Origin of the sequence: Streptomyces sp. 8L, from assembly GCF_020176795.1 — a bacterium.
In the GTDB taxonomy this organism is placed as follows: domain Bacteria; phylum Actinomycetota; class Actinomycetes; order Streptomycetales; family Streptomycetaceae; genus Streptomyces.
Window position 1 is genome coordinate 1 of record NZ_JAIUKE010000505.1, and the last position, 8,086, is coordinate 8,086.

6 protein-coding genes, 1 tRNA gene and 1 pseudogene are annotated in these 8,086 nt (G+C 67.4%); 5 read left to right on the top strand and 3 right to left on the bottom strand.

Annotation, left to right across the window (positions count from 1 at the left end):
* Positions 1-132: 132 nt before the first annotated feature.
* The 5 genes from LCE31_RS32595 (at position 133) to LCE31_RS32615 (ending at position 6,770) form a co-directional block, all read left to right on the top strand.
* Positions 133-206: transfer RNA gene (locus LCE31_RS32595), tRNA-Gly, on the top strand.
* A 367-nt stretch (positions 207-573) separates the two neighbouring features.
* Positions 574-987 carry a hypothetical protein gene (locus LCE31_RS32600; protein ID WP_374118620.1) on the top strand — a complete coding sequence of 138 codons (414 nt, stop codon included), beginning with the start codon at positions 574-576 and terminating at the stop codon, positions 985-987.
* A complete protein-coding gene (locus tag LCE31_RS32605) occupies positions 984-1,646 on the top strand; it encodes a hypothetical protein (RefSeq protein WP_225020869.1) in 663 nt (220 codons plus the stop codon). Before LCE31_RS32600 ends, LCE31_RS32605 begins: the two co-directional genes overlap by 4 nt.
* Positions 1,646-6,388, top strand: a complete 4,743-nt coding sequence (locus tag LCE31_RS32610; protein WP_225020872.1) for a putative T7SS-secreted protein — start codon at positions 1,646-1,648, stop codon at positions 6,386-6,388. Before LCE31_RS32605 ends, LCE31_RS32610 begins: the two co-directional genes overlap by 1 nt.
* 4 nt (positions 6,389-6,392) lie before the next feature.
* A complete protein-coding gene (locus LCE31_RS32615) occupies positions 6,393-6,770 on the top strand; it encodes a DUF7919 family protein (protein ID WP_225020874.1) in 378 nt (125 codons plus the stop codon).
* A 55-nt stretch (positions 6,771-6,825) separates the two neighbouring features.
* Here LCE31_RS32615 and LCE31_RS32620 read toward each other — a convergent pair whose 3' ends face one another.
* From LCE31_RS32620 to LCE31_RS32630, 3 genes and pseudogenes are all read right to left on the bottom strand, one after another.
* A complete protein-coding gene (locus tag LCE31_RS32620; protein ID WP_225020876.1) occupies positions 6,826-7,152 on the bottom strand; it encodes a hypothetical protein in 327 nt (108 codons plus the stop codon).
* Positions 7,149-7,751: a Shedu anti-phage system protein SduA domain-containing protein gene (locus LCE31_RS32625; RefSeq protein WP_225020878.1), complete on the bottom strand. Its 603-nt coding sequence runs from the start codon at positions 7,749-7,751 to the stop codon at positions 7,149-7,151. Before LCE31_RS32625 ends, LCE31_RS32620 begins: the two co-directional genes overlap by 4 nt.
* Before the next feature lie 54 nt (positions 7,752-7,805).
* A pseudogene (locus LCE31_RS32630) lies at positions 7,806-8,086 on the bottom strand (ISAs1 family transposase); the annotation flags it as partial.

Sequence of the window (8,086 nt, forward strand, 5' to 3'; positions counted from 1 at the left end):
CCCCACCACCTCCGCCGCCCCCGAAACGACACCAGCCCCCACGACGACCCACGAGGGGGCCGCGCCCGGGGGCGGAGGATGCGGTAGAGTACAAACCGCTACGACGCCACGGTGATCCGACGGCGACGTTTCGCGGGTGTAGTTTAATGGTAGAACATGAGCTTCCCAAGCTCAGAGCGCGAGTTCGATTCTCGTCACCCGCTCCACGATAAACCCCCAGGTCATTGACCCGGGGGTTGTTTGTTGTCCAGGCCACCGTCTTACCTGTCCGGAAGTGGAATGCCGATCCTTCATCGCTACCTCCTGCGACCAAGCTGTGACGTGACGTCGTTGCGACGCCCCTCGCGGCGTTGAAATGATTGCTCCATGTCTGACCACGGGGGCCACGGGGGCGACACGACCAGGTTGCGCCTGGCGGACGTCGCGGAGATGTCACAGCGGTCCGCGGAGACTCAGGATCGCTCCGAGTCCGGACCGCCGCCTCGGGACGAGTCGCAGCCGGAGCCCGGACGGCCGTCGGCAGGGAGCCCGCCTGGGCCGCCGGAACGGGAGCCGGTGGGCGCGCCTTCGGTCGTGGCGGCCGATGTGGCGGCGCGCAGGCGGGCGTTCGCGGAGCTGCTGGGGCGATTTCGTCGTACCCCGGTGCTGGTGCCCTTGGGTGACGGCCCTGGTACGGATGCCGAGCGTGGCTTTCTCACAGCGGACTTCAACGGTATCCGCTTCATTCTGGCGTTCTCCGATGAACAGGCCCTGGCACGTTACGCGGTGGCCCGTGGCGAGGGGGCTCGCGAGTGGGCGTATCAGAGCGTCCTCGGGGCGCGGTTGCTGGACGTGGCGGTGCCTGCGGCGGGGGTGCCGTGCGGAGTGGCGCTGGACTGCGCGGACGGGCAGGACGGCATGGTCTTCCCGCCCGTGCGGGGCATCGTGCCCGACGCGGTGGCGGTGGACATCGACGTGGACGGCGACGATCCGGGGGACGCGGCATGAGCGGTAGTGGCAGCGACGGCGGAGATCTGGAAACCCAGGGGATCGGTCTGATCGCACAGGGTCTGACCGCGGCGCTGGGTGAGCTGCGGGAGTTGGGCATGGTCGGTGAAGCCGGAGCCGGCCGCGGCTTCAGCGGTATCGCCTTGTCGGGGCTGGAGCTCGGGCACGAGGGTTTGACCGGTGAGTTGAAGACGTTCTGCGACCGGTGGGAGTGGGGGGTGCGGGCGCTGGTCGACGAAGGCAACTCGTTGGCCCGGGCGACGGGGATGTCCGCGGGCACGTACTACGAGAACGAGAAGTACATGGAGGGCACCTTCAAGGTCGTCACCAACGCCGCGATCGGGAATCCGTACGCGTCGGAGGAGGACGTGGAGAAGATGGGGTGGAAGGACATCGCCACCTCCGGGATGAGTGTGGACTACAGCAAGGAGTCCTTCGACCAGGCGCTGTCCAACAGTGAGCAGGGCTGGAAGGACGCCGGCCGCGATGTGATGACCTCCCACACCCTGGGGCCGATGGGGCTGAACCCCGAGAATCTGCACAGCCTCGCGGGCATCTCCGACGACCAGTACAACCAGTACCTCGACAACACCTTCGGCCCCTCGCCCGAGGCGCGCGCCGAAGCGGCCGGGCAGGACAATACCGGCGGTGAGGGCTGATGGGCCTGCTCGGGGACATCGGCGACGGCATCAACAAGGGCCTCGGCTACGGCGAACACCTCGTCGACGAGGGCGAGAAGAAGGTCGGCGAGGGCGTCGACTGGGCCACCAACAAGGTCGGCGACGGACTCGACCACGTCGGACTGCACGACTGGGCCGACAGCGTGGAGGACTGGGGCGACGACGTCGCCTCCGACCTCGGCGCCACCCCCGGCGAACAGCAGCTCGGCCAGACCGAGGAAGCCAACGAACTCGTCCACGGCGACCCCGGCAAGATCCGCGACAGCGCCAAGCACCTCACCGACTTCCACACCGCCTTCGACAAGGTCTCGGCGGGGATGAAGAAGATCGACTCCTCCGGCTGGAAGGGCGAGGGAGGCGAAGCGTTCCGGGAGAAGTTCGACCTGCATCCCGCCAAATGGGCCCAGGCATCGGCTGCGTGCGAGACGGCTGCTGGCGCGCTGGACGCGTACGCCCACACCGTCACGTGGGCGCAGGGCCAGGCCAAGGAAGCCGTGGCGCTGTACAAGAAGGGCGTCCAGGCATCCAAGGACGCGAGCGACGCGTACAACAAGAAGGTCGACGCCTACAACGCGAAGATCGACGCGAACCAGGACCCGGGCCCCAAACCCGATCCGTTCGTCGATCCCGGCAAAGCCGATGTGAAAGCAGCCCGCGCGAAGCTGGCCGAGGCCCGCAAGCAGCGCAACACCGCCGCCTCCGAAGCGCAGGGCAAGGTCAAGACGGCCCTCGCCCACGCCCCGGCCGAGCCACCGCCGCTCTCCCGCCTCGGCGACGACATGGTCGACGGCTACCAGGCCGCCAACACCGAACTCACCCACTTCACCGGCGGCATCCTCAAAGGCACCGCGGGCCTGGTCACCTTCGCCCGCGGCCTCAACCCGACGGACCCCTACAACCTCACCCACCCCGCCGCCTACCTGCAAAACGCCAGCATGACCCTGTCCGGCCTCGTCTCCACCGCCGCACACCCCGAACGCCTCATCCAGACAGCCGTCGACGGCTTCAAGAAGGACCCCTCCGAATTCCTCGGCCGCCTCGTCCCGCAACTCGTCGGCACCGATGGAGCGGGACTCGCCGCCGGCGGACTGCGCCTCGGTCTGAAGACCGCTGTCAAGGAGGGCCTGGAGGACGGAGCGGAGAGCGCGGCACGCAGCGCGGTCAAGGACAGGGCCGAGGACGTCGCCCGGCGAAGCGCCGACAAGGAATGGGCGAAGGACCCCGTCGATATCGCGACCGGCCGCATGGTGCTGTCTGCCACGGACACGGCGCTGCCGGGTCGCCTCCCACTCGTCCTCGGGCGGCAGTTCGAGTCGTCATACCGTCAGGGCCGGTGGTTCGGGCCGACTTGGTCCTCCACACTCGACCAACGCCTGGAGATCGACGCCCAGGGCGTCCTCCTCGTAGGCGAGGACGCCCTGATCCTCGCCTACCCGCATCCCGCGCCGGGCGTCCCTACCTTGCCCAGTCACGGGCCACGGTGGCCGCTCGACCGGGTCGACGACGGTTACACGGTCACCGACCCCGAGACCGGTGTGACAAGGCACTTTGGAGACCGGGGTGACGGTCTCGCCATACTGGAGCAGCTCGATGACCGCAACGGCAACTGGATCACGTTCGGGCACGGCCCCGACGGCGCGCCCGACTCCGTGGCCCACAGCGCCGGTCACCGCTTGCGCATCACGACCGCGGACGACCGCGTCACCGCCGTCCATCTGGTCGGCGCGGGAGCAGACGGCAGCGATCAGGAACTGCTGCGGTACGGGTACACCGAGGGCCACCTCACCGAGGTGACAGGTTCCTCAGGACTGCCGACCCGCTTCAGCCATGACGAGCACGGCCGCATCATCTCCTGGACCGACACCAACAACAGCCACTTCACATACGCCTACGACGAAGAGGACCGCTGCACCCACCAGTCGGGCGCCGCTGGTCACCTCTGCTCGGACTTCGCATACGGCCCCGTCGACGCGGCAACGGGCGAACGTACCACCACAATCAACGATTCGCTCGGTCACTCCACCCGATACCTGGTCAACGACCGGTGCCAGGTGATCGCCGAGACCGATCCCCTGGGTGCGGTCACCCGCTACCGCCGCGACCGGCACAACCGGCTGCTGGTACACACCGACGCCCTGGGCGCCACGACCACCTTCCGGTACGACGACAAGGGCAACCTGCTCACGCTGACCCGCCCCGACGGACGCGAGGCCACGGCCGAGTACAACGAGCTCGGCCTGCCCACGAAGTTGGTGAACACCGACGGCTCGCTCATCCGGCAGAGCTTCGACGCATGCGGCAACCGCACGTCGCAGACCGGACCGGACGGGCTGACCACCAGCTTCACCTACGACGAAGGCGGCCGCCTCACCTCCATAACCGACCCACTCGGCAGCACGACGAGGATCGCTTGCGACCGTGCCGGGCTTCCCCTGCACGTCACCGATCCTCTTGGCGCGACGACCCGTTACGAGCGGGATGCCTTCGGCCGCCCGATCACGATTACCGACCCGACGGGGGCGACTTCACGCCTCGCGTGGACGGTCGAGGGACACCTCGCCCGCCGTACGGCACCCGACGGCACAACCGAGTCCTGGACGTACGACGGTGAGGGCAACTGCACCAGCCACACCGACGCACTCGGCGGCGTGGCACGCTACGAATACACCCACTTCAACCTGTTGAGGGCGCGCAGCGGCCCCGACGGGGTGCGCTACGAGTTCGACCACGATACGGAACTGCGGTTGACGAAGGTCACCAACCCTCAGGGGCTGGAGTGGAGTTACGCGTACGACGCGATGGGCCGCCTCACCGCGGAGAGGGACTTCGACGACCGCACACTCACCTACGTCCACGACGCCGCAGGACGGCTGGCCTCCCGTACGAACGCCCTCGGCCATGTCGTGTCCTTCGAACGCAACACGCTGGGCCAGGTGCTCCGCAAGGACGCGGCAGACCAGGTCACCACTTACGCCTACGACCTCACCGACGAACTGGCGGAGGCGACAGGCCCCGACGGGACGGTCCTCGTCCTCCTCCGCGACCGCTACGGCCGCCTCCGCTCGGAGACAGTCGATGGCAGGACCCTGACGTACACGTACGACGACCTGGGCCGCCGTGCCGAACGAAAGACCCCCAGGGGTGCCACCACCAGCTGGTCCTACGACGCAGCGGGCCGCTGCTCCCGCATGGTGGCGTCGGGCCGTGCCATCGACTTCACGTACGACGCGACAGGACGCGAGCAGAGCCGCCGCACCGCGGGCACGATCGTCCTTGAGCAGACCTTCGACGCCGTGGGGCGGCTGACCACCCAGGCGGTGACCGGCACAGGCGGCCGCGTAGTGCAGCACCGTGCCTACACCTACCGCGCCGACGGCAACGTGACCGGCGTCGACGACTACCTTTCCGGCTCCCGCCGCCTCGACCTGGACGCCTGCGGCCGGGTGACGGCGGTGAACGCCGCCGGTTGGACGGAGCGGTACGCCTACGACGACGCGGGAAACCAGACCCAGGCACAGTGGCCGGCCGGGCACCCCGGCCAAGAGGCGAGAGGCGCCCGCGCGTACACCGGCACGAACATCATCCGCGCCGGAAACGTCCGCTACGAGCACGACGCCCTCGGCCGCATCACCCTCCGCCAGAAGACCCGCCTGTCCCGCAAACGGGACACCTGGCGGTACGAATGGGATACCGAGGACCGCCTCACCGCGGTCCTGGCGCCGGACGGCACCCGCTGGCGCTATACATACGACCCGGTCGGCCGCCGTACGGCGAAGCTGCGCCTCGCAGCGGACGGGGAGAACGTCGTCGAACGCGTCGACTTCACCTGGGACGGCACCACCCTCTGCGAGCAGACCACCACCTCGCCCGACCTGCCCGCCCCCGTCACCCTCACCTGGGACCATCAAGGCCTGCGCCCGCTCGCTCAGACGGAACGCGTCGCCGCGGCCGACGCGTCCCAAGACGAGATCGACTCACGCTTCTTCGCCATCATTACCGACCTCGTCGGCACCCCGAGCGAACTCATCGACGAACAGGGCGACATCGCCTGGCACACGCGCAGCACCCTATGGGGCACCACCGCCTGGGCGTCGGACAGCACTGCCTACACCCCCCTGCGCTTTCCCGGCCAGTACTACGACCCTGAAACCGGCCTCCATTACAACTACTTCCGCCACTACGACCCGGAAACCGCCCGCTACCTGACCCCCGACCCACTCGGGCTCACCCCCGCGCCCAACCCGGCCACCTACGTCTCCAACCCCATCATGTGGCTCGACCCGCATGGTCTGTCTCCCGAGCAGGACCGCCGGCCACAGCCCAAACACGGCCCCGGCGAGGGAGACGAATGGGCCAAGAGCGTCACCCAAAAGGGCAGGGTCGACAATTCCAAGGTGATTTCCGGGCACGGGTACTACGAATTCGGCGCCGGGGACATGCAGGTACCACCGGGGACATGGCTCAAGTTCTACGTGGAGGACGGAGAACGGATCGGGGACGCATTCGCCCACGACATCGAAACAGGAGGGAATCATCCCGCCGTGGAGACATTCGGTCCCGGCAAGAAACTCCCGGACTACACCGTCGACAGACCCAGGAACCTCGCGATCAGCAGCAGGTCCATCACTGTAAGCGCCCCCACGAGACTCAGCGAGATCGTCACGGATAAAATGGGAGCCGTCCACGTCCTCATCTGCCGTGAACACGTGAAACCCTGGTGATCTAGTGACCTACTACCCGGATCTCAGTCCGTACACCTACGACTCGTCCGACCAAGAGATGTTGAATGTCGGCTGGCTCTCACGCGACCATCCTTTCAACATCGGAACCGCGCCTTCCGGCCTGGTTCCTGCCCTCGTAGAACTCGCACGCGAGCCTGTGAACGTGCAGCGAGGTATGCATTTCTGCGAGCTGTGCCCAGACTTCCTTACTGCCAGAGAGAACACCTCGCGCGGCGATCTCTTCATCGGGAGCGGAGAGATCCGTGTCACCGGCCGCCAAGGTATCGCTTACGCCTCCCCGGTCATGATCGTCCACTACGTGGAACAACACGGCTACCTGCCCCCCGCCGACTATTGCGCGGCCGTCCTCCCGTCCGCGTAGTCACTGACGGCACGTAAGGCCATCGGCCCGTCGCCAGGCCCGGGACGGCGGCTCCTCAGCCGCGTTTCTGGCGCAGGTGGCGAGAGGATGCCAGGCAGGAGGAGAGCCACGTCGCCTCGGAGCGATCGATGATGAGGCCCTCCACCGTGACCACCCCCTCCATCACGCCGCCGACGCGAATTGAGTGGTCGCCGACGCGATACATCTTCCAGTCAGTGTCGCTATGCCAGAGCCGGGCGGTCTTCTCACCTCGCCGCTGGGCGAAGACAAGTTCCTCACCATGCTCGTTGAGGAAATAGCCGACGTAATCCTTCTTGGTGATCAGCCCACCGCACAGGCGGGCCAGGACCTGCTCGATCGCAGGACATTCTTCCTCAGTCACGACGTGGCCTCCTCGGTCCGGTCAGGGCCCTGCTTGGTCGATGAGAGGGCCAGCATGCGAGTGGCTGACTCCAACAGGGTTTCGTAAGTGAGCACTTCGATACGTACCGCATGGGTGTTGTAGGTGCGCAGGGTTTCCGCGACCTCATGACGCGTGACGTTCCCTCTGACGTATCCCGGGTGGCCGATCACGACCGTCGCCGAAACTCTGCGCGTGTCCACGCCGTGCCGCGCGAGGATGGCCGCACGGTTCTCGTCCATGGAGCGGAGGTAGTTCTGCGCCTGTGACACCGCGTGATGCGCCGGGGCACCCAGCATGAGGTGTCCGCTGCGGCGTATGACCAGGTCCTTGACGTTCGCGCGTTTGAGTTCCACCACGTGAAGGGACCCGTCACCGCGCAGCAGGGGGATGTCGAGGATCGCGTCCGAGGTGTACTGCCGCCGTGCCAGCTCTGCCACGTAAGCGCCGCCGAAGATCCACTCCTGGTTCTTCAGACAGGCGTGGAGGGTGCTCTCGGAGCTCGTCCCGTCCTCGACCGCCGCGCGCAAAGCTTCGAGGCCGGCACTCCTGGCCCGCAGCTCCAGCAGTTGGGCGAGCACTCCGGCGTCGGCGTCCGCGACAGGGTCCGTTGCAAGATCGCTTTTTGTCCGGGTTCATCCGGTGAGGCCGAGGGCGATCAGGGGTCTGCGGCAGTCGCGGGCGGCGTGACGTAGGGCGGCGGCGATGTTGGTGTGTCCGTCCTGGCGGTGGATGCTGATCGCGAGATTGCGCAGGCCGGCCATGACCCGTGGGAGTCGGCCGACGTGGATCTTTGAGTCGTCCTCACGGAAGGTGCGGTCCCGCACGTGGTGCAGAAGGTTTTCGATCTTCCAGTGCCCTCTGATCCAGGCGGCGAGCTGGGCGCCGGTCGCCGCTCCGGGCGACAGGCTGGTGA

Bases quoted from the DNA above. Each gene is read 5' to 3' on its own strand.
- LCE31_RS32610 (WP_225020872.1), top strand. From the start codon at position 1,646: ATGGGCCTGCTCGGGGACATCGGCGACGGCATCAACAAGGGCCTCGGC.
- LCE31_RS32605 (WP_225020869.1), top strand. From the start codon at position 984: ATGAGCGGTAGTGGCAGCGACGGCGGAGATCTGGAAACCCAGGGGATC.